The organism is Salinactinospora qingdaonensis (assembly GCF_039539445.1).
Taxonomy (GTDB): Bacteria; Actinomycetota; Actinomycetes; order Streptosporangiales; family Streptosporangiaceae; genus Salinactinospora; species Salinactinospora qingdaonensis.
In genome coordinates this window covers 1-24,006 of sequence record NZ_BAABDD010000024.1, presented here as the reverse complement: position 1 = coordinate 24,006, position 24,006 = coordinate 1, and the positions used below count along the sequence as shown (strand labels likewise).

Annotated in this window: 21 protein-coding genes; 4 read left to right on the top strand and 17 right to left on the bottom strand. The window is 68.1% G+C overall.

The features are described from left to right. Window positions 1–19 precede the first annotated feature (19 nt). The 4 genes from ABD848_RS19405 to ABD848_RS19390 form a co-directional block, all read right to left on the bottom strand. Window positions 20–1,009, bottom strand: a complete 990-nt coding sequence (locus ABD848_RS19405) for a hypothetical protein (protein WP_344974500.1) — start codon at window positions 1,007–1,009, stop codon at window positions 20–22. Window positions 1,010–1,026: 17 nt separating this feature from the next. Next, window positions 1,027–1,437, bottom strand: a complete 411-nt coding sequence (locus ABD848_RS19400; RefSeq protein WP_344974497.1) for a hypothetical protein — start codon at window positions 1,435–1,437, stop codon at window positions 1,027–1,029. 64 nt (window positions 1,438–1,501) lie between these two features. Continuing rightward, complete coding sequence (locus tag ABD848_RS19395; protein ID WP_344974494.1) at window positions 1,502–2,380, bottom strand: ThuA domain-containing protein; 879 nt, start codon at window positions 2,378–2,380, stop codon at window positions 1,502–1,504. 596 nt (window positions 2,381–2,976) lie between these two features. Further along, entirely contained in the window at window positions 2,977–4,257 is a 1,281-nt protein-coding gene (locus ABD848_RS19390; RefSeq protein WP_344974492.1) for an ROK family protein, read from the bottom strand. 518 nt (window positions 4,258–4,775) lie between these two features. On the opposite strand from ABD848_RS19390, the gene ABD848_RS19385 reads away from it, so the two are divergent. After that, a complete protein-coding gene (locus ABD848_RS19385) occupies window positions 4,776–6,263 on the top strand; it encodes an MFS transporter (protein WP_344974489.1) in 1,488 nt (495 codons plus the stop codon). Window positions 6,264–6,287: 24 nt separating this feature from the next. Continuing rightward, the gene (locus ABD848_RS19380) at window positions 6,288–7,853 is read left to right on the top strand and encodes a GMC oxidoreductase (protein ID WP_344974486.1); all 1,566 of its coding nucleotides are present in this window, start codon (window positions 6,288–6,290) and stop codon (window positions 7,851–7,853) included. Between the two features lie 309 nt (window positions 7,854–8,162). Here ABD848_RS19380 and ABD848_RS19375 read toward each other — a convergent pair whose 3' ends face one another. The 12 genes from ABD848_RS19375 to ABD848_RS19320 all read right to left on the bottom strand — a co-directional run bounded on the left by ABD848_RS19375 (window position 8,163) and on the right by ABD848_RS19320 (window position 19,772). Next, window positions 8,163–9,167, bottom strand: a complete 1,005-nt coding sequence (locus tag ABD848_RS19375; protein WP_344974483.1) for a sugar phosphate isomerase/epimerase family protein — start codon at window positions 9,165–9,167, stop codon at window positions 8,163–8,165. 42 nt (window positions 9,168–9,209) lie between these two features. Next, window positions 9,210–10,361 carry a Gfo/Idh/MocA family protein gene (locus tag ABD848_RS19370; protein WP_344974479.1) on the bottom strand — a complete coding sequence of 384 codons (1,152 nt, stop codon included), beginning with the start codon at window positions 10,359–10,361 and terminating at the stop codon, window positions 9,210–9,212. After that, a complete protein-coding gene (locus ABD848_RS19365; RefSeq protein WP_344974476.1) occupies window positions 10,358–10,756 on the bottom strand; it encodes a C-glycoside deglycosidase beta subunit domain-containing protein in 399 nt (132 codons plus the stop codon). Before ABD848_RS19365 ends, ABD848_RS19370 begins: the two co-directional genes overlap by 4 nt. 10 nt (window positions 10,757–10,766) lie before the next feature. Then, window positions 10,767–11,537, bottom strand: coding sequence for a nuclear transport factor 2 family protein (locus ABD848_RS19360; protein WP_344974473.1), 771 nt, complete (start codon window positions 11,535–11,537; stop codon window positions 10,767–10,769). Between the two features lie 31 nt (window positions 11,538–11,568). Then, the gene (locus ABD848_RS19355) at window positions 11,569–12,597 is read right to left on the bottom strand and encodes a sugar phosphate isomerase/epimerase family protein (RefSeq protein WP_344974469.1); all 1,029 of its coding nucleotides are present in this window, start codon (window positions 12,595–12,597) and stop codon (window positions 11,569–11,571) included. A 17-nt stretch (window positions 12,598–12,614) separates the two neighbouring features. Further along, complete coding sequence (locus ABD848_RS19350) at window positions 12,615–13,715, bottom strand: sugar phosphate isomerase/epimerase family protein (protein WP_344974466.1); 1,101 nt, start codon at window positions 13,713–13,715, stop codon at window positions 12,615–12,617. Then, a complete protein-coding gene (locus tag ABD848_RS19345; protein ID WP_344974463.1) occupies window positions 13,712–14,104 on the bottom strand; it encodes a C-glycoside deglycosidase beta subunit domain-containing protein in 393 nt (130 codons plus the stop codon). The genes ABD848_RS19350 and ABD848_RS19345 overlap by 4 nt, the downstream gene beginning before the upstream one ends. Before the next feature lie 91 nt (window positions 14,105–14,195). Then, window positions 14,196–15,731, bottom strand: coding sequence for a GMC oxidoreductase (locus tag ABD848_RS19340; RefSeq protein WP_344974460.1), 1,536 nt, complete (start codon window positions 15,729–15,731; stop codon window positions 14,196–14,198). 14 nt (window positions 15,732–15,745) lie between these two features. Continuing rightward, window positions 15,746–16,543 carry a TIM barrel protein gene (locus ABD848_RS19335; protein WP_344974457.1) on the bottom strand — a complete coding sequence of 266 codons (798 nt, stop codon included), beginning with the start codon at window positions 16,541–16,543 and terminating at the stop codon, window positions 15,746–15,748. A gap of 79 nt (window positions 16,544–16,622) precedes the next feature. Beyond that, on the bottom strand, window positions 16,623–17,459 hold the full coding sequence (locus ABD848_RS19330) for a carbohydrate ABC transporter permease (RefSeq protein ID WP_344974454.1): 837 nt from the start codon (window positions 17,457–17,459) through the stop codon (window positions 16,623–16,625). A gap of 1 nt (window position 17,460) precedes the next feature. Beyond that, the gene (locus tag ABD848_RS19325) at window positions 17,461–18,285 is read right to left on the bottom strand and encodes a carbohydrate ABC transporter permease (RefSeq protein ID WP_344974451.1); all 825 of its coding nucleotides are present in this window, start codon (window positions 18,283–18,285) and stop codon (window positions 17,461–17,463) included. 197 nt (window positions 18,286–18,482) lie between these two features. Beyond that, window positions 18,483–19,772, bottom strand: a complete 1,290-nt coding sequence (locus tag ABD848_RS19320; protein ID WP_344974446.1) for an ABC transporter substrate-binding protein — start codon at window positions 19,770–19,772, stop codon at window positions 18,483–18,485. Window positions 19,773–20,326: 554 nt separating this feature from the next. Here ABD848_RS19320 and ABD848_RS19315 point away from each other — a divergent pair. After that, on the top strand, window positions 20,327–21,334 hold the full coding sequence (locus tag ABD848_RS19315; RefSeq protein WP_344974443.1) for a LysR family transcriptional regulator: 1,008 nt from the start codon (window positions 20,327–20,329) through the stop codon (window positions 21,332–21,334). Between the two features lie 631 nt (window positions 21,335–21,965). After that, complete coding sequence (locus tag ABD848_RS19310) at window positions 21,966–22,391, top strand: VOC family protein (protein WP_344974586.1); 426 nt, start codon at window positions 21,966–21,968, stop codon at window positions 22,389–22,391. A gap of 302 nt (window positions 22,392–22,693) precedes the next feature. Here the strand turns inward: ABD848_RS19310 and ABD848_RS19305 are convergent. Beyond that, window positions 22,694–24,006 (bottom strand): CocE/NonD family hydrolase (locus tag ABD848_RS19305; protein WP_344974440.1); only part of this gene is annotated, 1,313 nt, incomplete at its 5' end.

The window sequence follows — 24,006 nt, the reverse complement described above, 5'->3', positions numbered from 1 at the left end:
CGCCCACCGCGGCGCCGGTTCAGTACGCGCTCCCCAGGGCGCTTCGGACGAGGGCGAGGTGGCGGCGGGTCATGTCGGTCGGGTCGGCGTCGAGCCATGCGTGCCCGCCCCACTCGCTGCACAGTGTGCCGGTGAAGTCCGAACCCTCCAGCAGGCGCCCGAGCTCACCGATCGGCCCGGAGACGCGCCCGTCGATGTCCGCAAGATCCCAGAACTTCAGGTGGAACGCCCCCACAAGCGGCAGCATGTCGCGCAGTTCGGCAACCTCGGAACGGCCGAAACGCACCACGAGGTCCATGAAAAGGGTATGTGCCTGGGGCGGTACGGCCTCCTGCCGAAGCATGTCGAGCACCGCGTCCGCGGTCGCCGGATCGCGCCACTGCGCCGCGAGACGATCCACGAACTCGCCCGGAACCCCTTCCTCGCGGAGCCGCTCCAGGTAGGTCACCGGTAACGCCGGCATGAACATGCTGGTGTCGACGAGTGCGCGCACATGCGGATCGTCCAGCCGGGCGATCGTGTCGAGCGCGGGGGCGGCCGACTGCGACCTGGGAGTCTGCTGGCCTTGCAGTTCCTCGTAGAGTACGAGGTCGAGCTCGTGCAGTGTCGGTTGCAGGCGCCGCAGCAACGGCTCCCCCGCCTGCCCGATCGGCAGCCGTACGCCGGCGGCGCCGAGGCGATGCGCGGCACGCAGTTGCGGCAGCAAGAACGCGAGGCGTTCGTCGTCGTCTCGGCGGCGCCGCGGTGTCGCCCAGTCGTCGATGCTCACCCCGACGATGCTCACGGCTCCACCGACCGGCTCTAAGAGGCCGCGTAGCCGGTCCGCCTCGGCGTCGGTGGGCGTGGGGAAGGTGCGCCACACCTGCCCGGCTTCGACCTCGATCACCGACGCGAGGCCGTCGGCGACGATCCCGACCGCGATGTCGGCGGCCGTGCGCTCGGCGCGGATCACCTCGGGGGTCCAGTTGAACGCGCTTGCCGCGAGCCTCCAGCGGCGGGGTTCGGTCATCGCGGTCCTCCGTAAAATCACGCGACCTCACGTGAGACGGTCGGCTCGGGTATCACGTCTGGTGCGAGCGCGCGTCGGGTGTGAAACGGCAACACGAGCGGGGTGTCAGGGCCGGCCGAAAGGTAGGGGATCACCAGACGGAACGACAGTGCGACCTCGTGCGGGGTCGCAGCCGGCGCACGGTCGCCGACGAGGACGACGCGGTCCTGCACGAACCACCACCCCGTTTCGGCGGCGAGGTGCTCGGTTGCCACCGTCCGGTCCCCGAGGCGCACGCGGGGCGTCCTCACCTGGGCACCGTCGATCGACAGTGCGACGTCGGTGAGGCTGGCGAGCGGCAGGGAGCGAATCCACGGTAGGGAGACGCGAAGGGCGACGTAGCCACCGGACGTGGTCAGCGCGTCGTCGCGCAGCACCGGCAGGGACATGGGGGACCTTTCACCTCGGAGTGGAGTGCCTCGTCTGGACGGCAGCCTCGACGCTTTCGGTCACCTACTTCTGGGTGTCGGGCTCGCCGGCGGCCACCCACTCGTCGAACATCTGCCGCACCATCGGTTCGAGCGTGGTCGGCCACCAGTCGCCGCCCTCAACCGGCTCACCGAGGTCCGCCGGCGTCGGAATCGTCACCTCGCCGGTGGCTGCCCACTGCGCGCTGCGCGCGAAGAGCGCACGGAAGGCGGGGTGGCTCATCGCCCGGACGTCATGGCCGATCCCGATCGACACCGCCCGGCCCAGCCCGTGCTCGACTGTCCAGGCGACCGGGTGCTCCTCGCCCATGCCGGGCAGGGCGCGCCACTGGGAGGGCACCTGCGTGTAGCGCAGCGGGTTGTCCCATCCGGTGAGGAGGATGCGTTTCTTCACCCCCTCGGGCCACTTCAGCCCGACGTAGAGGTCGTCGTTGTAGTGCGGGAACTGTGCGGGCCAGCCTGCGGTGATCGGGTGTTCGTCCGCGGTGCGAAGCAGGAAGTCGTTGTTGGGCGCCCGCCGCGAGGTCTCCTCGCGCATGACACCGCCGAGCAGCCGTTCGTACTCCGGTAGCCATCCGACCCCGCCCGCGAGGGTGGGGTGGTAAGCGATGAGTCCCTTGCCGCCGGAGACGAAGTCGACCAACGCCTGCTCGGCCTCGTCGCCGAAGCGCTCCTCCGCGACGTCGCGCCAAGGGTCGCGGCGTCCGTAATAGTTCAGCACGACGAGGTCGTAGGGCCGCAGTGTCTGAGCGGAACCGCCGCGGAACTCCTCGGTGACCCGCACCTCGAACCGGCCCGTCGACTCCAATTGCTCCTTGAGGACGGGGGTCGTCGACCGCCAGTCGTGGTGGACGTCGGTCATCCCGGTGATGATGAGTACGCGGATGGGCTGGGCATCGGGCATGGTGCACTCCGTTCGTCACAACTTTCGCAGAGACAATACTTACTTTTGTCTAAATATGGAAGAAGTAACGAACGTAAGCCGCACGCTAGAGCGCTGTGCTCGCCCCACGCGGTCTCCATCCGGGAGGACACTTTGTCGCCGGTGGCCCCGCGAGCAGGGGCCGCGCCTCCGGCCGACAAGACCTCGGAGTCCTCTGCGCCCCGGTGCGCCCGGCCGGCTCGGCGAGTCGCGCCGGAGGCTTTCCGAAACCGCTACCTGGCATTGGGGCGTGGCGGAGGTCGGGACGGGCGAGAGCGCGCCGGCGGCGACGTCTTCTCCCCCTTCGGCACGCGGAAGCGGCCGTGCTGGGAAAGACCCGCCGCGCCCCGAGGGGAGAAGAAAGCCGCTACCGGGCCCTCCCCACGAACACCGTGGTGGTGGCCGCGGAACCGCCCCTGGCGCGGGGCTGAAAGCGGCCGGGTCTCCCGCGAAGTCGAGGGGCACATGGGGCGCTGCGCACGAACGCCGTCATTGGGGGCGGCACATCGCCCTGTCGCGGGAACGATCGGCGGAAGGGGCGCCCGGCTGGGCCGGCCTCCGGCAGCGGCGAGGCCGGATCAGGCCCCCGAGATCGCCAAGCCCCGGATACTCTCGATCGTCGGATGCCCGTCGGCGAACCAGCGGGGGAACGTGACCTCGAAAAGCTGCTCGCGGACCATCTCCGCGCCACCCCGCAGCGGTTCTCGCGCGTCACCGACGGAGCGCACGATCGCCAGATCCCGTGTCGCGAGCGGCAGCGACAGCTCGTAGACCCGCTGACGCACCTCGGCCAGGAAGATCTCGCCGGCCGCGGAGACCGCACCGCCGACGACGATCACGGCCGGGTTGAACATGTTGACCAGTCCCGCGATCGACTCGCCGACGAGCCGGGCCGAACGTTGCACGAGCTCGATCGCGAGCGCGTCGCCGTCCCGTGCGGCGAGCGAGATCGCCTCGGGCGTCAGCCCCTCGGGATCGCCCGTCACCTCAGCGAGCGAGGTCGGCCTCCCCTCGACGATCGCCCGGCCCGCTTCCCGTACGAGCGCCCAACCGGCCGCCTCGGCCTCAAGGCAGCCTGTCTTGCCACACCGGCACACCGCCTGCGAATCGGCGACACGTTCGTGCCCGATGTCGCCGGCGGCCCCGTTGACTCCCCGGTGCAGGTGCGACTGCGAGAGGAAGCCCGCACCGATCCCCGTGCCGACCTTGCAGAAGACAAGGTCGAGCCGCTCGACCTGGCGGCGGCTGCGCTCACTCAGCGCGAGGAGGTTGACGTCGTTGTCGACCCAGACGGGTGCGCCAAAGCGCTCTTCGACGCTCTTTCTGATGTCGAAGTCGTTCCAACCAGGCATGATCGGTGGGGCGACCGGGCGTCCGGTCGAGAAGTCGACCGGTCCCGGGACGCCGACGGCGACCCCCCAGATCGGCCTGTCCTCGTCGACACGTGACAGCAGCTCCCCCGCCATCGACATCGCCTCCTCCAGTGTGGCGACTGGACCTTGGGTGATGTCCCAGTAGCGGTGCGCGTCGTCTTCGATCGTGCCGTCGAGGGTCGCGATGCCCACCCGCAGGTGCAGGGCGCCCAGCGCCAGAATCACCAGGCGTCCCCGCTCGGAACGGAATCGCAACGACCGCGGCAAGCGACCTCCGGTCGACGGAGCGAAGTCCCCGTCTTCGAGGTAGCCGAGCTCGATCGCCTGGTCGATGCGTTGCGTCACCACACCGCGCCCCAGGCCGGTGACTCGTCCGATCTCGGGCCGAGTCGTGGCCTGCCCCGTACGGACGAGGTTCACCACAGCCAGCAGGCTCGTCATGATGTCGCTCTGGGCGGCGAACCGGAGTGACGATTCGGTAGCCATAAGGAAATCGTCGCACAGGTTGACCGCACTTATGTCGACTGGACCGCAACTATTTCCCGTCTGCTGCTACCTTAAGCCGCTTTCCTGCTGAACTGGACACTTTTCCACCAAGGGGCCCATGACGGCACGGTGAGCCGACCCTACCGGCGCGACCGCGGGAGCCCCGGCTGCCGGCCGCCGATCCGGGCACGGCTTTTCCTCCCCACGCGGACCGAGGGGCGGCCGAAGCGCCCACCGACCGGCGCCCTATGGCCTCTGCCTGCGTCGACAACGCTTTTCGAAGCTCGCCCATCCAAGACGGGGCGCCAGGTAAGCCCGCATGTCCACCCCCTGACGCTCCCCTCTCGAGGCACACACGACACTACTTTTGTTGATTTCTGACCTACTTAGGACATAAATTAACTTAGGACGAGGGGTTGCTCGTTCCGACCCGTCGGGTCCGGCACTGGGCCGGTCACCGCACATTCGGTCTCGTCACCGACCCGAATCTCCATAGGCGTATGACCACCATCTCGCCCATGAGGCTGCGCCTCATGGTCATCTCCCTCCTCACCGTCGCCTTCCTCGGGGCCCTGGATCACACAGTGGTCGCGACGTCTTTGGCGACGATCGCCGGCGAACTCGACGCACTGCCGCAGATGAGCTGGGTGATCGTCGCCTACACCCTCGCGAGTACGGTCGTGCTGCCCGTGGCCGGGAAGCTGGGAGACATCATGTCTGCCCGCCGGGTCTACTTGGCCAGCGTGGCGGTCTTCGTCATCGCCTCACTGGCGTGCGGGTTCGCCCAAAGCATGAGCGGACTTGTCGTGGCCCGTGTCGCCCAGGGCGCCGGCACGGCCGGCATCCAGTTGACGGCGCAGACGCTGGTCGCCGGTGTCGCCCCACCGAGGCGGCGCCCCCGCTACCTCAGCGTCATCGGCGCCGCCTTCCCGATCGCCATCGTCGTCGGCCCGGTCTTGGGCGGCGTCATCACCGACACGCTGGGCTGGCGGTGGGTCTTTTGGATCAACGTCCCGCTCGGGATCGCGGCGTTGCTCATCGCGACCGTCGCGATCCCCACACTTCGACCGTTGGCACAGCGGCGGTTCGACTTGCTCGGCGCCTTGACTTTCGCGGTGACGGTGGTGCCGCTGGTCCTCGCCGTCTCCTGGCTCGGCGATGCCGGGCGCCTGACGCCCCCCGTCCTCACAGCCGCCGCCGTCTCGGTGGCCGCTCTCGGGATCTTCCTGGTGGTCGAGGCGCGCGCTGTGGAGCCGCTCGTCCCGCCGCACTTCTTCGGCAACCGCACAGTGGTCTGTTGTCTGGTGCTGTCGGCCGCCATCGGCGTCGGGTTGTTCTCGGTGGTGTCGTACGTGCCGACATATGTCCAGATGGTGTTCCAGACCAGCGTGACCGTTTCCGGAGTCGTGCCGATCGCAACCGTCCTTGGCATGCTCGTCGCCTCGTTGACCACCGGATGGCTCGCCGGTCGCAGCGGCCGGTACCGAACCTTCGTCATCGCCGGCCCGACCATGGCAGCGCTCGGTCTGCTCGGCATGGCCCAGCTCCCGGCCGGACTGCCGCTGTGGGTGCCGATGGCGCTCATGGCCCTCGTCGGCCTCGGGACCGGCTCTTACATGAACCTCATCGTCGCGGTCATCCAGTCGTCGGTCGCCCCGAGCGAGACGGGCACGGCCACCTCGACCGTCAACCTCGTTCGCCAAGTCGGGGTCGCCGTCGCCGCGGCGGTGGTCGGCGCCGTGATCGGGGCGGGCGCCGCCACGACGCTGCCCGCGAGCCTGAAACCCACAAGCCTGACCCCTGAAGCGGTCCGCGCGCTGGCGCCCGAGCTGCGCGCGGAGGTCGCCGACGCCTACGCGACCGTGTTCTCGCCGATCTTCCTGTGTCTGGCCATGACCTTCGTCCTCGCCGCCGTGGCCGCTGCGCTCATGCCGGCAGGTCGCCTCCCTGACGACGAGGGGACTGGCTTCGAAGAGCCGGCCTCCGCCAAGGACCCCACCCCCTGAACCATCCATGACAGGAGTCCGACCATGACCCACTCGCCTCGCATCGTCATCATCGGCAGCGGCCCCATCGGCGCGACCTACGCACGGCTGCTCCTCGAAGGGCTGCCCCATGCGCGCGTTCGCATGCTGGAAGCCGGGCCGCAGCTCACCGCACGGCCGGGGGCAAGCGTTCGCAACATCACCGACCCCCGCGAACGGGCGCGCGCCCGGGAGATGTCGCAGGGGCCGCAGTCCACCGCGCTGCGCACGACGTTGGGAATCCCGGAAACCACCGTCGTCGAGGGAACCTTCACCGCACGGCAGGGAACGCATCTCATCGACTACGGCGGGTACGGCTCCGGCCATGCTGCGGACTTTCCCGCGGCGGCGGTGTCGACCAACGTCGGTGGCCAGGGGGCGCACTGGACCTGCGCCGTGCCGCGCCCCGGGTTCAGCGAGCGGATCGCGTTCATCCCCGACGGCGAATGGGACGAGCTGATCGGCACCGCCGAGGAACTCATCCACGCGACGACGACGGCGTTCTCCGACTCGCCGGTCAGCACCGCGATCCGAAAGCTGCTGAGCGAGGAGTTCGACGGTTCACTGCCCCAGGGCTACGGACCGAGCGTCTTGCCGGTGGCCGGCGACGAGAACCCAGACGGCACCATGACGTGGGCGGGCACCGACTTCGTCCTCGACCCTCTCATCGAACCGGGATCGCCGCTGACCGAGCGCTTCGAACTGTTCGACCTGACTCTGGCCCGCGAGATCCTGCACCGGGACGGAGTCGTGACGGGCGTGCGCGTCGAAGATCTGCGCACCGGCAGCTCCCGTGTCGAAAGCGCCGATCTCGTCATCGTCGCCGCGGATGCCCTGCGGTCGCCCCAACTGCTGTGGGCCTCCGGCATCCGGCCACGCGCCCTCGGCCATTACCTCACCGAACACCCCGTCATCGTCTCGACCGTCGCCCTCGACTCCGCCAAGATCGGCAGGTTCGCCACGGAGGAGGACCTCGCCCGGGAGCTGGCACGCCGCGCAAAGAACCCGAGCGACCCGGTCTCGGCCGTCAACCGCATCCCCTTCTCCGAACCCGACCACCCCTTCGCCGCCCAGGTGATGTACACCGAGTCCGCCCCGTTCCGCCTCGACGACGACCCACACGCGGACAACCGCTGGGGCTACGTCAATCTGGGCTACGGGTTGCGCAAGCGCCCCCGTTTCGAGGACGCGGTCGTGTTCGACGACGCTGCGGAGGATTACCGCGGACTGCCGAACATGACGATTCGCTACAGCCTCGGCGAAGAGGAAAAACGGGAGGTCGACACGGCCACGGCCCTGCTGCGGCGGGCGGGCGGGGCGCTCGGCACGTTCGTGGCCGAGCCTCGGTTGATGCCGGCCGGGTCGAGCCTGCACTACCAGGGCACCATGCGGATGGGCGAGACCGAGGACGGCACGAGCGTCGCCGACCCGTGGTCGAAGGTCTGGGGCTTGGCCAACCTCGTCGTCGGCGGCAACGGGCTCATCCCCACGGCCACGGCGGTGAATCCGACGCTGACGAGCATGGCGATCGCCGTACGGGGCGCGCGCAGGCTCATCGCGGAGCTGGGCTAGGTTGTTGTTTTTTGAAAAGAGCGGCGAGAGCGGGCGGTGGGCGCACGCGGGTGAGCGCCCCCGCGGGCTGGCGAGATCGCGAAGCGATCGAGGCACGAGCCGACGGAGAACACTCCCCATGGCCCACACCCCAGCCGTTCGAAAAACAACAACCTAGAGCCGGCGACGCCCTTCGCTGACCGTACCTCCCAGAAGGCGTGCCCGTGCAGGGTCGGGGGAGGGAGCGGGCCCGCGCGGCATCGAGCCGCCGCACCGTTCGCCGGTGGCCACAGGCGTGCCAGCGGTCGGCGAACGGTGCGGCGGTGGGTGTCAGCGGGTCGAGAAAGCCGCGTCGAAGGCGGCCTCCGAGGGCTGGTAGCGCGACAGGTTCCGGACGAACTCCAGGGCCTCGGGAGCCCCGACGAGCCGGTCCATGCCGGCGTCCTCCCATTCGACGGAGAGCGGACCGTCGTAGTCGATGGCGTTGAGCATGCGGAAGGCGTCCTCCCAGGGCACGTCGCCGTGGCCGGTGGAGATGAAGTCCCACCCGCGCCGGGGATCGGCCCAGGCCAGGTGCGAGGACAGTCGGCCGTTGCGCCCGTTGCCGAGGCGCTTCTTCGTGTCCTTGCAGTGCACGTGGTAGATGCGTTCGCGGAAGTCCCATAGGAACGCGACAGGGTCGAGGTCCTGCCACACCATGTGGCTCGGGTCCCAGTTGAGACCGAAGGTCTCGCGATGACCGATCGCCTCAAGCGTGCGGTGCGTCGTCCAGTAGTCGTAGGCGATCTCGCTGGGGTGCACCTCGTGGGCGAACCGCACCCCGACCTCGTCGAAGACGTCGAGGATCGGGGTCCACCGGCGGACGAAGTCCGCGTAGCCGGCGTCGACGAGGTCGGCCGATACCGGTGGGAACATGGCGACGTACTTCCAGATCGAGGAGCCGGTGAACCCGGTAACCGTCTTCACGCCTAGCTTCGCGGCGAGTCGAGCGGTGTGTTGCATCTCCTCGGCGGCGCGCCGGCGCACGCCCTCGGGATCGCCGTCGCCCCATACCCGGTCGGAGAGGATGGCGCGGTGGCGCTGGTCGATCGGGTCGTCGCAGACCGCCTGACCCTTGAGGTGGTTGGCGATGGTCCACACGGACAGTCCGTGCCGCTTGAGCAGGTCGAGCTTGCCTTGGACGTAGGCGTCGTCGTCCCAGCGCCACGGGTCGAGGTGGTCGCCCCAACAGGCGATTTCGAGGCCGTCGTAGCCCCACTCGCCCGCGAGTCGGACGAGCTCCTCGAAGGGCAGGTCCGCCCACTGGCCGGTGAAGAGGGTGATCGGTCGTGCCACAGTCGTCTCCTTGTCCTCGTGGCGGTCCTCTCTAGCGGTTGACTACACGCCCACCCACGCGGCGTCCTGTGCGGCGCTACGCTCGACGGCGTCCAAGACGCGCTGCACATGCAGCCCGTCGGCGAAGGAGGGGTGCGGAGGCTCTCCGGTGGCGATGCCCGTCACCAAATCCTTGACCTGGTGGGAGAAGCCGTGCTCGTAGCCGAGCAGGTGCCCCGGTGGCCACCAGCCCGAGAGGTAGGGGTGGCTGGGCTCGGTCACCAGGATGCGGGTGAAGCCCTGCTGGTCCTCCGGTGCGGTGCGGTCGTAGAACCACAGGGTGTTGAGGTCCTCGAGGTCGAAGACGATCGCACCGCGCTCGCCCGAGATCTCCACGTTCAGGGCGTTCTTGCGTCCCGTGGCGTAGCGGGTGGCCTCGAAGCTGGCGAGGGCGCCGGAGTCGAGGCGTCCGGTGAAGATGGCGACGTCGTCGACGGTGACCCGGCCCCGCTGGGTGTCGGCCGGGCCGTGCGCGGCAGCGGGGAGGGGGCGCTCCTCGACGAGCGTGTCGACGACGCCGGTGACCCGCTGGACCCACTGGCCGGTGATGAACTGGACCATGTCGATCGCGTGGGCGCCGATGTCACCCAGCGCGCCCGAACCGGCGTGCTCTTTTTGCAGCCGCCAGTTGAGGGGCGCCTCGGAGTCGACGAGCCAGTCCTGCCGGTAGCTGGCGCGTACCTGCTGGACACGCCCGAGTGCGCCTCGGGCCACCAGGTCGCGGGCGAATGTCGCGGCAGGCACCCGACGGTAGGTGAACCCCACCATCGACAGCGTGCCGTTCGCGGCGGAACGCCCGGCGGCCTCGGCCATGTGCGTCGCCTCGGCCACAGTGTTGGCGAGCGGCTTCTCGCAGAGGACGTGCTTGCCGGCCTCCAAGGCCGCGACAGCGATCTCGGCGTGGGAGTTTCCCGGGGTGACGATGTCGACGATGTCGATGTCGTCGCGGGTGACGACCTCTCGCCAGTCCGTAGCCGACTCGGCCCATCCCCACCGCTGCGCGGCCTCGGCGACCGCGTCGGGACGGCGGCCCACGATCACCGCCATCTCGGGGGCGGCCGGAAGGTCGAAGACTCGGGGCGCGGTGCGCCACCCCTGCGAGTGCGCGGCGCCCATGAACCCGTAGCCGATCATGGCGACCTTGAGTGTCGTCATGCCAGCGCCAACTCCTTCTCCACAACGACGCGGTTGCCGACATAGCGCCCGGGGGCGATCTGCATGTAGAGCAGCCGCAGGTCGAGGGTCACCTCTACGGCGATGCGCTCCCCGGGCGCGGGTGGCGGGTTGAGCGCCACGATGATCTCGGCCCGGTCCTGGACGAACCAGAGGGTGTCCCAGTGCTCCTGCAACTCCTCGATGCGATAGCTGCGCCCTTCGAGCTCGAAGCTCAGCTCTTCGCGGGGGATCTCTCGGCCGTCCACCTTGACCGCGACGTCGCGGACCGCGGACAGCCACAGGCTGCGGTACCAGGGGAGCTGGATCGAGACCGCGACGCCGTTGTCATGGCGTCGGACGTCCGACTCCTGAAAGAGGGTGTTGTGGGTTGCCATCGTGTGGTCCTCACTTGAACGTGTCGGTGAAGGTCGCGTGGGCGAGCGGAGGCTCGGGGTCGAGCGTTTGCCGGGTCGACGGGCTGTAGGGGTGGTATTCGGAGGGCACGGGCTCGTCGGCAGGCGGCATGAACATCGGCTCGCCGTCGTCGCCGAAGTACATGAGGTCGAGCGCGAACGCCTCCTGGTTCTTCTCGGCGAAGCTGATCCAGTTCTCCTCGAAGGGGGCGCGCAGCAGCTCGTAGCAGCGGAATTTCCAGATCTTCCACTCGCCGTCCTGGCGCAGGAAGTCGACGGCGTACTTGCACCAGACCCAGTGCGCCCACACTTTCTTCCCTTGGACCTCCTTGGGAGAGAACATGTAGGAGGGCTGCCTCGCCGCGACCTCAGGGTCGGTCAGCCCCGACTCGTTGCCGGCCATGATCCACACGCCCTTGGCGGTCTCGCCGTCGGCGGCGACTTCGATCACCGGCGTGGTGGTGTAGTGCAGGATCAGTTTCCCGACCGGGGTGGGTCGCCCCTGGTGGTAGCGGATGACGCTGTCGTAGTCGGTGTAGACCCCGGCGTTGGTGTAGCGCGCCCGGATGCCCGGAGTGCCGCGCTTGACCCACAACGGGATGATCCGCTCATCCTGGAATGCGTTGTGGTAATACATGTAGCGGTTGAAGAGGTTCTCGATCGCGCCGCGGTCATCGGCACGGCGGGCGATGTCCGTGACCCGCGCCAGCTCGTCCCTCAGCTCGGCGATCTCGGCGCGCAGCGCCCCCACCTCGTCTGTCATACTTGGCTCTCCTTGGAAGTCGGCGAGACGGTCACCCGTGGGCGACCGTCTCCTCGATGGCGCGCCGCATCAGGTCGTGCTGGGCGGCGATAAGGGCGACCGGGTCGGCCTCGCCGAGGTCAGAGAAGGCGTGTCCTTCCCACTCGCTCGACAGGTAGCCGCTGAACCCGCCCTTGACGAACTGGCGGACGATGCGGGGGATGTCCATCGCGGGCTCGTTGCCCTCGGAGTCGATATCCCAGAACTTCGCGTGGACGTGGAAGAGCTGCGGCATGATGTCCAGCCACTCTTCGGGTGGCACCAGGCCGTGCATGTTGAACGCGAGCCGGGAGAACGGACCGAGACTGGCCGGGTCGATCCCCTCCGAGCGCAGGTACTCCTCGAATGCCTCGTTGCGTTCGTGCATCGTCATGGGGCGGCGCCAGAAATCCTGCATGGCGGCCAGGTGCTCGTCTTGCAGCCCCATGGATCGCAGGGTGCGAAACAGCGTCGGGGAGAGACTGTGCATGGTCGAGCTGAAGTCGGCGGTGAAACCGAGCCGGTCGGAGCCGAGCTCGTCGTACATCTCGCGGATCGCGAGGACCTTCGGGTCGTTGGGGCCGGAAGGTGCGTGGATCTCGTAGCCCAGACGCTGGTCGTACTTCTCGGCCAGCGGCAACAGCCGGCGGAGCAGCTCCTTGTCGGCCGACCGGATGACCACTCGGTGGATACCGAGACGGTAGGCGGCATGCAACTGGACCGCGAAGAACTCGAACTCCTCATCCGGGGTCATGTCGCGATCGGCGCGCCGCCCCATGTCCAGGTTCGTCCCCATCGCGCTGGGCTCCAGCCCCAGGCGGTCGAGCGTGGAGTGCCACATGTAGACGAAGTCATCGTCGACATCGGGGTAGGTTCGCAGCATCTGCGCCCCGTTGAACTCGACGCCGGGGCCGAGTCCCCGGTCGGCGACTTCCTGGAGCAGACTCTCGAAGGTGTAGTGCCCGGCCGCCCACTCGGCGGTGAGCGAGTAGAGGGTCAGGCCGAGCTGGATGTCGGTTCCGGCGATCCCGGGGGCGGTCATGGTTGCTCCTTACGTGATCAGCTACGGGCGGGGGCGGCGAGGTGACGGGCCAGACTCGCCCTCGCCTCGGCGGCGTCGGTCAGCATCCGCGAGGCGGCGGAATTCGCCGCTGCGCGCTGGAGGGCCTGCTCGGCGCGGACGATCTCGAAGGGGTCGTCCCAGTAGTTCCAGTGCCAGCCCTCGTACTCGCTGGAGACCGCGCCCGAGTAGCCGCTGTCGACCAGCAGTGCGATGAGGTCGCGCACGGGTACCGAAGGCTCCTCACCGCCGGGGTCGATGCCGAAGAACTTCCCGTGCACGTGACGGACCCACGGCATGATCTCGCGCCAGGTGTCCACAGGTGCGGGACCGAACAGGCCAGTGCCGTTGATCGCGAAGTCGACGCCGAGGTCGGGCCGCCCGTGCTCGGCGGCGAGCTCGATGAAAGCGCCGAACCGCTTGCCGTGTTCGACTTGGGTGGGAGGCGGCCCCTGCTCGTAGAAGTCGTTCCACAGACCTTGGACGGCCGTGAGGAGCTCGGGGTCGGCGCCGCGACGGCGGTAGGCTTCGAGCAGTGAGGGAGCGAACCCGCTTACGGTCGCGCCCCAGTCGGCGGTGAATCCGAGCAGCGGGGAGCCGAGCCGTTCGTAACGGTCCCGCAGCCGCAGGATGTGCTCGTTGGTCGCGTAGTGGTGCGCGTGCACCTCAAGCGCCAGGGTGACCCCGTAGCGCTCGGCCACCGGCAGCAGCTTCTCCATGGAGTCCGGCGTGAGCGAGATCTGCACACGGGCGATCGGGAAGCCCAATCGGGAGGCGGCCTCGATCTGGCGGCGCATGTACTCCAGGAGCTCGTCGTCGGTCATGAGCCGATCCCGCCGGATTCCGACGTCGGTGTTGATCGCCAGCGAGGTCGGCACCAGCCCCACCTCGTCGACCAGGTCGCGAAACCACGCGACGGAGGCGTCGTCGAACTCCGGGAAGCCACGGAAGCTCGAAAATCCGATGATCTCCAGCCCTGGTCCGAAGCCGTCCTGGCCGACACGACGGATGAGCCCTTCGAGGTCGTAGTGCCGGCCGTGGAAGGCCCGGGTGAAGCTGTAGAGGGTGACGCCCTGAATAGGGGTACCGAGCCCGGTCATCGCTGTCTCACTTCCATCGTCTTGCTGTCGCGTTCCTCGATCCGCAGCACCCCGTGGTCGGTGACGATGTAAGGGATGTAGAGCTTCAGCTCGACCGTCACCTCGTGTCGCGTACCGGGATTGGCCGGAAGGTCCCCGGAGAGGACCGCTGAGTCCAGCGGGAACCACCATTCGTCGGTCCGCTCGACGAGCTCGGGCAGCGCGTAGGTACGTCCGTTCATCTCCCAGCGCACGGACTCGGCGGGGGCCGTGACGCCGTCGACCGTGAGTGCGGCGTCGTCGATGCACGAGCCGGGCAGGGCGCGGTACCAGGGAATCCGGACTTCGACAGAGGTGCGTGAGCCGTCGGTCGAGAGCGTGCCGGCCTCGATGATGCGGTCGGGAATCATCGGTGACCTTCCTTCGCGGGGCGTGTGGTCGTCACGCACGTCCTCCTCAACGTCTTTTTCATGATTACAGCAACCTTAAGTCAAAAAATGACTAAAGCCAATCCTTGCAATAACGGGCGACATCGCGCGCGCCACGGATCGCCAGCGCGACCGCGGTCAACGTGGGGTTGCAGGCGATGGCTGTCGGGATGACGCCGTTTCCGGCCACGTAGAGTCCCGCGTGGCCCCACACGCGCGAGTTCGGGTCGCAGACCGAGGTGCCGTCGTCGTCCGCGCCGAGCCGCACGGTGCCCTGGTAGTGCAAAGACGAGCCGAGCGGCAGCAGAAACGGCTCGTCGCCGATGGGCTCTCCCAAGGCCGCGGCTGCGCGGCGGATCTGCGCCTTGGCACGGGCGATGGTCTCGTGGTCACGTTCCGTAAGGCGATAGCGAATGCGTATCGCCGGCATCCCGTAGGCATCCCGCTCCAGGTCGTGGAACTCGACCCGATCCTCGGCACGCAGGTCCTTCGCGCAGAACCATCCCAGACCCACGATCGAGCCCGGTATGGGATCGTCGGTCTCGGCGAGCGGGATCGGTGAAGCGTCGAGTTGCATGACCTGGCCGTGAAAGGGCGCGGTATCGACATAGGGCACCCACGAGACGCCGCTTTGCTCGTCGAGGACACCCGCGGGGGTGCCGGCGGCGCGCACGGCATCGGGGTGGTCGGCCGCCCCACTGAGGCGGGCGGCGAAGACGACCTGGGCCTGATCGTTGAGATAACGGCCCAGCGCCGGCGGCCGCACCCCCGAGGCCCACAGGAGCTGGGGGGTGCGCAGGCTGTCGGCGGCGACCACGACCGCGTGGGCGCGAATCCGGTGCACGGTCGCGTCTGTTCGATCTTCTACCTCGACCCCGACTGCCTGCGCGTCCTTGACCGCGACGCGCCGTACGAGAGCCTCGTCGACCAGGGTGAGGTTGGGGTTGTCGCGCGAGACGTCGCCGAAGACGACGTCGGAACCCGACCAGGCCAACGATCCGTCCGCGCGCCGGTGGACTGCCAGCGGCATGGGCTGGACCCGTCGGTCAAGGGCTCTCCCCCCATCGAACTCCCCGGCGAGACGACGGCGCACCTCCTGGGCGAACGGAGCCGTCTCGAAGGCGTCGGTGGTGACGCCGAGCAGACGCTTGGCCTGCGTCAGCAGCTCGTCGAACCCCTCGACAGCGCGGATTCTCTCGCTCTCGCCCGGCGAAGGGCACGCCGCGGTCCAGTGCGCCCCCATCCCGCCGACGTTGCTCGACATGGCGGCCACGGGCATCCCGTCCTCACCGTCGACGGCCGCGCCGTCGGGCAGCAGCCACGTCCCGGGACGCGCCCGACGCATACCCGCACGCACCTGGCCGGGATTGTCGATCGTCGCGCTGTCCGGGGCCGGCCCTTCGGAACGGCGCTGGGCCCGGGCACACGCCTGTAGATCGGCGATGTTCTTGACGTGTGAGCCCGGCGGGTCCGTGATGGTGGGACCGACTTCGAGAAGGGCGACACGCAGGTGGGGCGCCTCCTCGCTGAGGACGCGCGCATAGGTCGCGCCGGTCGGTCCGCTGCCGACGATCGCGACGTCGACCTGGTCGGGAAACCGTCCACTCACCGTTGCGCACCTTCTCAGGCTGTGGCCGCGACGGCGGCGATGGCTCGGGTGGACGTGGCCGACTCGGTGGTCGGGTAGTACTCCAGCCCGATCGGGCCCTCGTAGCCGCTCGACCGGAGCTGTCCGAGGCGCTCGGCCCAGTCGACCTCACCGGTACCGGGCTCGCCACGCCCGGGGGCGTCGGCGAGCTGGACGTAGCCGACGAGGTCTTGGACCGCGGCGAGTTCGGCGACCACGTCCTCGCCCTCGGTGATGGAGTGGTAAATGTCGTAGAGAATCGCGAAGTCGGGCGAGTCGACGCCGCGGGCGACATAGCCGGCGTCGGCCGTCCGGTCGAGCAGCGAACCGGGATGGTCCACCCGCGTATTGACCGCTTCGAGGACCAGCGTGACGCCCGACCCGGCGATATAGGCGAGGGCTCGGGTGAAGATGTCGACGAGCTCGTCGAGCTGGTCCTGGCGCTTTCTGCCGCCGAAGCCGGTGCCACTGCCCACCACGATCCGCGGACAGTTCAGCTCGCGGGCGATCTCGACTCCCTCTTCGAGCCCGGCGAAGAAGGGAGCGTGGTCGCGTGGGGGGAGCATGAACTGCGTCCGCGGCTCGGCCAACTGAGCCGTCAGCGCGACGCCGGTCTCCTCCAGCGCCGCCTTGAGCGCCGGGATGTCCTTCGGCCGTGCCGGCGCGTCCTTGCCTGTGGGACCCCACATCTCGACAGCCTCGAAGCCGGCTGCCGCGGCGGCGCGCACCCGGTCGGCGTAGCTGTCACCCGCCTCGGTGAACAGCAGCTCGATGTTGGGCGCGAGCGTGTACATATTCGTCCTTCCTTCGGGCGCCGGGAGCGCCCCGGTGAAAAGCGTGCGCGCGTGCGAGGACAGGGGGGCGGTGGGGCGGTCAGCCCTTGATGCCGCCGGCGAACCCCTGGATGAACCGTTTCTGCGCGACGAGGTAGAGCAGGAGGATGGGGATCATCGAGACGATGACGATGGCGAAGATCTGGTTCCACTGCGAGACGAGCGACCCGACGTAGTAGTACATCGCCACGGGCAGCGTCTGGTTCTCCGATCCGCCGAGGAAGATGAGCGCCGAGAAGAAGTCGTTCCAGACGATCAACCCGGCGAGGATCGCCACGGTGCCCGTAGCGGGCGCCATCAGGGGCAACACCACACGGAAGAAGATCTGCGCGCGTGAGGCTCCGTCGATGGTGGCCGCCTCTTCGTACTCCGTACCAAGCCCCCGGAAGAAGCCGGCGTAGAGGAAGACGGCGAACGGGAGCAACATGCCGGTGTAGAGGATGATCATGCCCCAGATCGATCCGGTCAGTCCGAGTGTCCGGGCCCCGATGTAGAGCGGAACGGTACCGAGCTGGGTCGGCAGCACGATCGCGATGAGGAACAGCATGTAGGCTCCGCGGCTCCATCGGCGCGTGCTGCGCACGATCACGTAGCCGGTGAGCGAGCCGAGCAGCACCATGCAGAGGATGCTCCCGCCCGTCAGGATGACGCTGTTGAGCAACCCCAACAGGACGTTCGACTGGCCCTGTTGGCCCAGTACCGCGACGAAGCTGCTCAGGTCCGGATTCGTCGGAGGCGCGATCGGGTCGCTCGCGAACACCTCCTGGTCCGACTTGAGCGCCGTCGCGACGAGGAAGTAGAAGGGAAGCAGGAAGATAAAGGCCGCGACCCAGGTGAGCGCCTCTCGCAGTGCGGTTGCCTTGGTGTAGCGGAACATGTCAGCTCTCCTTGGAGCGGTCGCGGGTCGCGTACTGCTGGAGCATGGCGCAGACGAGGATGAGAACCGTCAGCAGTAGGGCGAGTGCGGCGCCGTAGCCGAACCGCCCGAGGGAGAACGCCTCCTTGTAGACCTCTGTCGCGAGGTTTTCCGTAGCCCCGGCCGGCCCTCCCGCCGTGAGGGCCATGATCTGGTCGAAGATGCGCAACCCGTTCACGAGCCCGAGCGTGGTGGCGATGGCGATCGCGGGGCGGATGGAGGGGACCGTCACAGCCAGGAAGCGCTGCCAGTGCGAGGCGCCGTCGATGGCCGCGGCCTCCTCGATCTCGACGGGGACCGCGGCCAGCCCGGCGAGGTAGATCACCATCGCGATCCCCGTCTGCTGCCAGACGATCACCCCGAGCACGGCCCAGATGGCCAGATTGGGGTCGGCGAGCCACGGCCGTTGCAGCTCTTGCAGACCGCCCGCCGCGAGCAGTTGGTTGAGCGGCCCGTTGAAGTCGAAGATGAATTTCCACACGTAGGACACCGCGAGCGGGCTCAAGACGACCGGCATGAAAAAGACGACCCGCAGGGCGTATCGAGTGCGCAGCCCCCGATTGAGGGCGAGCGCGAGCATGAGCCCGAAGACGTTGGTGAGCAGCACGGAGCCGAACGCCAAGAGAAGGGTGTTGCCGAGTGCTCTGACCTTCTCCGGGTCCTGGAAGATCTCTCGGAAGTTCTCCAGACCGATCCACTCGAACGAGCCGATGCCCGACCAGTTGGTGAACGCGAAGAATCCACCGACGGACGTCGCGGTGTACTGGATACCGAGAACGAGGAGCAAGCCCGGCAGAGCCCACCACCAGCGTCCGTAGCCGACCAGGGGACGAGCCCTGCTCGGACGAGCCCTGGGAGAGCTGGAACGGCCCCCCGTGTTCTGGGGACGTTGCGCGCGCCCTCCTTCGGACGCGCGTCGTCCTTGCGTCGTCACAGTCATGGATTCCTCCGACATCGGTGCTAGCTGTGTCCGGTCGAGGCCGGTCAGTTCTCCCAGGCGTCGTCCATGGCAGTCAGCACCTGATCGACCGTGCTCTGCCCCGTGAGCAAGCCCTGGACGCCCGTCGAGAGCTCGTCGTAGACGGACTGGTTCGGCCACGTGGAGTTCGGCAGCGCCGTGTAGGACTCGCTTTGAATCAGTTCGCCGACAGGGGCGTAGCGCGTGTCGGAAAGGTCGACGTCGGCAACGCCGGTGACGGGCAGGACTCCGGAGATATCGGCGAAGAGCTGGGCCTGCTCGGGTTCGGCCACCCAGTCGAGGAACTCCTGTGCGGCCTCCTTCCGCTCGGAGGCGGCGTTGATCGACAGCGAGTAGTTGGAGCTCGCGAGGATGTAGGGGTCGCCGCCCTCGGGGGGCGGGAACGCCTCGATCGCGAAGTTCTGGTCGGGTGCCGCGGACTGTAGCTCAGAGGCCGCACCACTAGGGATGAACGCTCCGAGGGAGGTGCCCTGGGCCAGTCCGTTGGTGATGGCGTCGAAGCCGCCGCCCTCGGCGCCGTCCTGGAAACAACCCGTCTCGTTCAGTTCGACGATGGTCTCCAGGGTCTCCTGCCAGCCTTCGCTGTCGGCGAAGGTCACCGCGCCGTCGGCCCGCTGCTGGTTCCAGTCGGGGGTCTCGGCGTAGACCCGGGTGGCCGAGACGGACATGGCGGTCATACCGGTGTTCGGCGGCGCCGCGCCGGCCAGGGCGATGGCCGAGGTGCCGTCGTTGGCGAGCGTCTCGCACAGGTCGAGCAGCTCCGCGGTCGCGTCGGGGAACTCGTCGAGCCCCGCGGCGTCGGCGGCGGAGGTGTTGTAGACGAAACCGCTGACCGTGAGGTCGACCGGCTGACCGTAGAGCTCGTCCTCGGTGTAGAAGAGCGACTCGTTGCCGGCGGGGATCAACTCGGCGGCGGCATCGTCAAGCGGTTCGAGGAAGCCGGCCTCGGCCAGGGGCACGATGCCCTGGGCCTGCCCGGTTCCCGGTGCGGTCTGGACGACGTCCGGCGCGTTGCCCGCCTGGAGCTGGGTTCGCAGTGTCTCGCCGTAGCGGTCGTTGGGCTGCGGGGCGAGCTCGATGCTGACGTCGGGATTCTCCTCCATGTAGACCCGGGCGAGGCGCTCGTAGGGCGACTCCAGGTTGTTGGAGGTGGCATAGGTGAGCGAGAAGCCGTTCGCCCCGTCGACGCTTTCGCTGCTCTCACCCGAGCAGGCCGTGGTGAGGAGCAGCGCGCCCACCGTCGGGACGGCGAGGGCCCAGCCATAGCGCGAAAAAGACCTACGGTGCTGTGTCATATCAGACCTTCCTGAAGTCGTTGTCCAGCGACTCTTCGGCGAGTCGGCGTGAAGGGTATGGCCAGTATCACAGACATATGCCAAAAAAACACATAAGTATTTTGGATACTCGACATAAGTATCGTTATGACTGCCAGATGGGCTCCCCACGAGCCGGGGCACGCGATGGCGATCCCCGACGACGAAGCGGTCCGCGCTCGGGGGCGAGCTCGGGCGAGACGCCGCCGAACTACTCCGTCTAGACGGCACGGAACCCGAGTGGTGGCTCCGACTTCACGTCCCGTGAGCCGAAGAGCGGCCCTTCCTCGGCGGCCATGGAGGCACCGCGCTGGTAGTACCCCGCGTGAACGCGGGGTACTGGACATGGCTGGATCTCGACAGTGCGGCGGTGTTCCGGCGACCAGACTTCCCCCATCAGTCCGGTCGATTCCACCGAGAAGGCCGCTACGCAGCAAGAATAGGCGCTCCAGATAACCCCTCGGGGCTCATCGTCGCCAGCGATGGGTTCAGTCGATTTTCCGATGTGACGACCGACCACCGAGGATCACGCCACGGTGTCCGATGATCCCCTTCTCTCGTGTGTTGCCCTCAACCTGCTCGTCGCGTTGGACGCTTTGCTGACCGAGCGCAGCGTCACCCGGGCCGCTGACCGGCTGCACTTGAGCCAGCCGGCGCTGAGCGGCTCGCTCGCGCGCCTGCGAAGGCACTTCAACGACGAGATTTTGACCCGGAGTGGAAACTCCTACGAGCTGACGCCACTCGCCCTGCGGCTCGTCGAGCACACGGCCACCGCGTTGGATGCGGCACGCCGGGTGTTCGAGAGTCAGGCGTCGTGGGAGCCGCGGGAGTCGACGCGCGAGTTTCTCGTCTACGGCTCCGACTACGCCTTCGCGACCATCGGTCGTCGGGTGAGTCGCATCGCGCGCACCAGAGCTCCCGGCGTGCGGTTCCGCTTCCAGTTGCACAGTCCGACGATCGTCGAGGACGCCACGAACCGGCTGCGCTCGGCCGATGCCATGATCATCCCCCACGGCTTCCTCTCCGATCTCCCATTCGAGGACTTGTGGCGAGACCGGTGGGTCGTGCTCGCAGACGAGGGCAACACGGCCGTGGGCGACGAGGTCACGATGGATAACGTCGCGGAACTGCCCTGGGTTCTCACCTACCAATCCCGCTCGGCCTTCACGTCGGCCAACCGGCAGATCCAAGAGCTCGGGGTCGAACCGCGGGTTGAGGCTGTCGTCGAAAGTTTCTTGGCGCTCCCCCACTTCGTCATCGGCACCGACCGTCTCGCGATCGTGCAGGCCGGGCTCGCGCCGACGATCCGCCGAAGCGGCGGAATCCGTGTGCTGGACGTCCCCTTCGACGCGACCCCTATCCTGAACGCGGTCTGGTGGCACCCCGTACACAACCGCGATCCCGAGCACGAGTGGATGCTCGGGATCTTCGGCGAGGCCGCCGCGGAGTTGTCCACGGCGCCCGCATCCTCCTCGCACGAGGCGACGACAAGCGCGCCGCCCGGCCCCGACCGCGCCCCGGGCGGGCCCGCGACGTGCCGGTGAGGAGCGGCGGCCAGATCCCTCCGCCCCCGTATGCTTTGCGGGGCCGCGAGCACAGTGCGGGTTTCGGTGTTTCCTCGGCTAGGCGGAGTTGAAGCCGAGGGGGCTACCGGTGGGCCTCGTGGGTCGCGGCGAGACGGTCGCGGGGATGGGCGGGGCGGACAGGCCAGCCGTGGCCGACCACACCCACGGCGAGAAGCACCCGCCAGCCCCAACAATGCGGCCACAGCCGCCACGCTGCGCCACCGCGCCCCGCCTGCCTTGTCTCCACCGGCCATAGGCGCCACCGTGACACCCGCCAGCAGCAACTATGCCCACGTGTGACCAAAACATGACACACGGCACCAACACCATGCCGCGCCCCGCCCTGCCCTCAACTTCCGCCTCCAGGTAAGCGCAACTTCTCCTCCTGCGCACCACAGGCGAGGAAAGGCATCCCCCAGCACTGCTCTCTCACATGGCTGCCCGTTTGAGGGCGAAAGGACAGCCAACTCGCCACGACCACCGCCCACTGTGGCCGCGTCGACCTGCTCTGCGCCGACCCAACGGTCGAAACCCACAAGCGGCCGAGGCCGCCGCTGCCCGGCAAGCCAATCGTGCGACCTCTATGCTCGTGGATATGACGATTCAGCGGATGGACCACGTCGGCGTCGTTGTCGACGACCTCGCGGCTGCTATTTCGTTCTTCGCCGAACTCGGCATGGAGCTGGAAGGCGAGGCCCCCGTCGAGGGAGATTGGGTGGACCGTGTCGTCGGACTCGACGACGTCCGTGTCGACATCGCGATGATGCGCACCCCCGACGGTCACGGCCGGCTGGAGCTGACGAAGTTCCACACACCGACGGCTGTCCGCGCTGAACCGGAAAACGCACCGGCGAACACGCTGGGCATCCGTCGCGTCATGTTCGCCGTCGACGACATCGACGACGTCCTCGCCCGCCTGCGCACCCACGGCGCCGAACTCGTCGGCGAGCCGGCGCGATACGAGGACAGCTACCGGCTCTGCTACGTTCGCGGCCCCGCAGGCATCATCGTCGCACTGGCCGAACAGCTCAGCTAACGGCTGCCGAAAGGGCCGTTGCCCAACGGAGCATCGGGGCGCGGCAGCAGCGAGATCGGCGACAGGACCGCCGACGAGCCTGGCCCCTCGACGCCCTCGACATCCGACATTTCTCAAGCACGCTCCGACCGGATAGACCAAGGAATCCGCGACATAAAAGGGAGAGGGTCACTGGCGATACTCCTCCACCCCTCGTGTTCATCAGGGGAGTGAAGGGGGCTGGAGTTCATTGGGCGGCACGATTCCCCCGCCCCGGTGGCTTCGGGTGATGGTGCGGTCGCACGCACCATCACCCGGCTGGCTCAGCTCAACGGCACGGTCAACGCGGCGGGGGCGTCCTCGACAGAGGAGAACTCCACCCGCTCGCCCCGCTTACTCTCGCTGGTGTAACGCGGATCGTCGGTGTCGACCACCAGGGTGAGATGGCGCCCCGGAGCGAGGTCGCGCACCACGGGCTGCAAGTCGACGTCGACCGTGGTGGGGTCCCCCGGAGTGGCGTCACGCAGCGTGTAAGGCTTGTGTGAGATCAACTCCCCAGTGCCGTGGCGGGTTGTGGCGTAGAGGTAGAAGAACAGGGAGGTCTCTTCGGCAGTGGGGGTGACCTCCACTTGAACGCTGGGTGTGCCACTGATGGTCGCCCCCTCGGGGTACTCCGGGCCGCTCCACACGCCGGCCCGGTAGCGGTTCACCAGCGGCAGCGACACTCCGGTGGGCACGTCCAGGAACTGCTGGAGCGCGCCGCTGACCAGCAATGTTCCGCTGTGGGCCGTGGTGCCGAGCCCGGCGTGGATCGAGTGCTCCCAACCTGGGGCCGGTTCTTTGCTCATCCCTCCCGTGGGTTGCCACTGAGACAGCGAGCGTCGCGGCTCCTCCAGGTAGTGGGTTTCGGTCGTGGCGGTGGCCGAGGGCCAGTCGGGGTAGGTGCTCCACGCACCGTTCTTGCTGTTCTCCTGAAGGTGGACCGGGTCCTCGGTGGCGATCCCGTTGTTGTCGCCTTTGAGGTGGTGGTCGAACCAGCGGGTCAGGTCGTGCCAGACCTTGTTGGGCAGTCCGACCGCACCGAACAGCTCTGCGGTGGCGTGATCTCCCGGTGAGAGCATCAGCCGCTTGTCGGTGTCCAGCTCACCGTAGAAGTCGGTGATCTGCCCTGGCGGGAAGATCCCGTCGTTGTAGGCGTGGGCCAACATCACCGCGGGGTCGTTGGCGTTGATCTCGTCGGCCTTGGTGGCCGCAGAGCGTTGCGGAGCCATCTCCAGCATCGGTTCTATATTGCCGTCGCGGTACTGCTCCTCCACCTCTTGCAGGGTCTCGCTCGGGGTGCCGGTGAGTTCGCCGCTCAACAGCAAAAGCTCGGCCGCCTGGAAGTTGATCGTCTCGTTGGGGTACAGCGAGGCTTCCAGGTCGCTCCAGCCGCTCATGGCGCCCACGGCATCCACCCGGTCGTCGCTGGCCGAGGTGAGCAGGCTGATCCCGGCGCCATAGGAGATACCCGCCATCCCGATCGCCGCCGGGTCGGCCGCGGTGCTCTCCAACGCCCAGTCGATGACCGCGCGTGCGTCGGCGACGTCCTTGGGGCCGGCGACCTCCACGCCGCCGTCGGAATCGTAGAAGCCGC

Excerpts from the sequence above, each read along its gene's own strand:
- ABD848_RS19405 (WP_344974500.1), bottom strand. The coding sequence starts at position 1,009 with ATGACCGAACCCCGCCGCTGGAGGCTCGCGGCAAGCGCGTTCAACTGG.
- ABD848_RS19400 (WP_344974497.1), bottom strand. The coding sequence starts at position 1,437 with ATGTCCCTGCCGGTGCTGCGCGACGACGCGCTGACCACGTCCGGTGGC.
- ABD848_RS19395 (WP_344974494.1), bottom strand. The coding sequence starts at position 2,380 with ATGCCCGATGCCCAGCCCATCCGCGTACTCATCATCACCGGGATGACC.
- ABD848_RS19390 (WP_344974492.1), bottom strand. The coding sequence starts at position 4,257 with ATGGCTACCGAATCGTCACTCCGGTTCGCCGCCCAGAGCGACATCATG.
- ABD848_RS19385 (WP_344974489.1), top strand. The coding sequence starts at position 4,776 with ATGAGGCTGCGCCTCATGGTCATCTCCCTCCTCACCGTCGCCTTCCTC.
- ABD848_RS19380 (WP_344974486.1), top strand. The coding sequence starts at position 6,288 with ATGACCCACTCGCCTCGCATCGTCATCATCGGCAGCGGCCCCATCGGC.
- ABD848_RS19370 (WP_344974479.1), bottom strand. The coding sequence starts at position 10,361 with ATGACGACACTCAAGGTCGCCATGATCGGCTACGGGTTCATGGGCGCC.
- ABD848_RS19365 (WP_344974476.1), bottom strand. The coding sequence starts at position 10,756 with ATGGCAACCCACAACACCCTCTTTCAGGAGTCGGACGTCCGACGCCAT.
- ABD848_RS19360 (WP_344974473.1), bottom strand. The coding sequence starts at position 11,537 with ATGACAGACGAGGTGGGGGCGCTGCGCGCCGAGATCGCCGAGCTGAGG.
- ABD848_RS19355 (WP_344974469.1), bottom strand. The coding sequence starts at position 12,597 with ATGACCGCCCCCGGGATCGCCGGAACCGACATCCAGCTCGGCCTGACC.
- ABD848_RS19350 (WP_344974466.1), bottom strand. The coding sequence starts at position 13,715 with ATGACCGGGCTCGGTACCCCTATTCAGGGCGTCACCCTCTACAGCTTC.
- ABD848_RS19345 (WP_344974463.1), bottom strand. The coding sequence starts at position 14,104 with ATGATTCCCGACCGCATCATCGAGGCCGGCACGCTCTCGACCGACGGC.
- ABD848_RS19335 (WP_344974457.1), bottom strand. The coding sequence starts at position 16,543 with ATGTACACGCTCGCGCCCAACATCGAGCTGCTGTTCACCGAGGCGGGT.
- ABD848_RS19330 (WP_344974454.1), bottom strand. The coding sequence starts at position 17,459 with ATGTTCCGCTACACCAAGGCAACCGCACTGCGAGAGGCGCTCACCTGG.
- ABD848_RS19320 (WP_344974446.1), bottom strand. The coding sequence starts at position 19,772 with ATGACACAGCACCGTAGGTCTTTTTCGCGCTATGGCTGGGCCCTCGCC.
- ABD848_RS19310 (WP_344974586.1), top strand. The coding sequence starts at position 21,966 with ATGGACCACGTCGGCGTCGTTGTCGACGACCTCGCGGCTGCTATTTCG.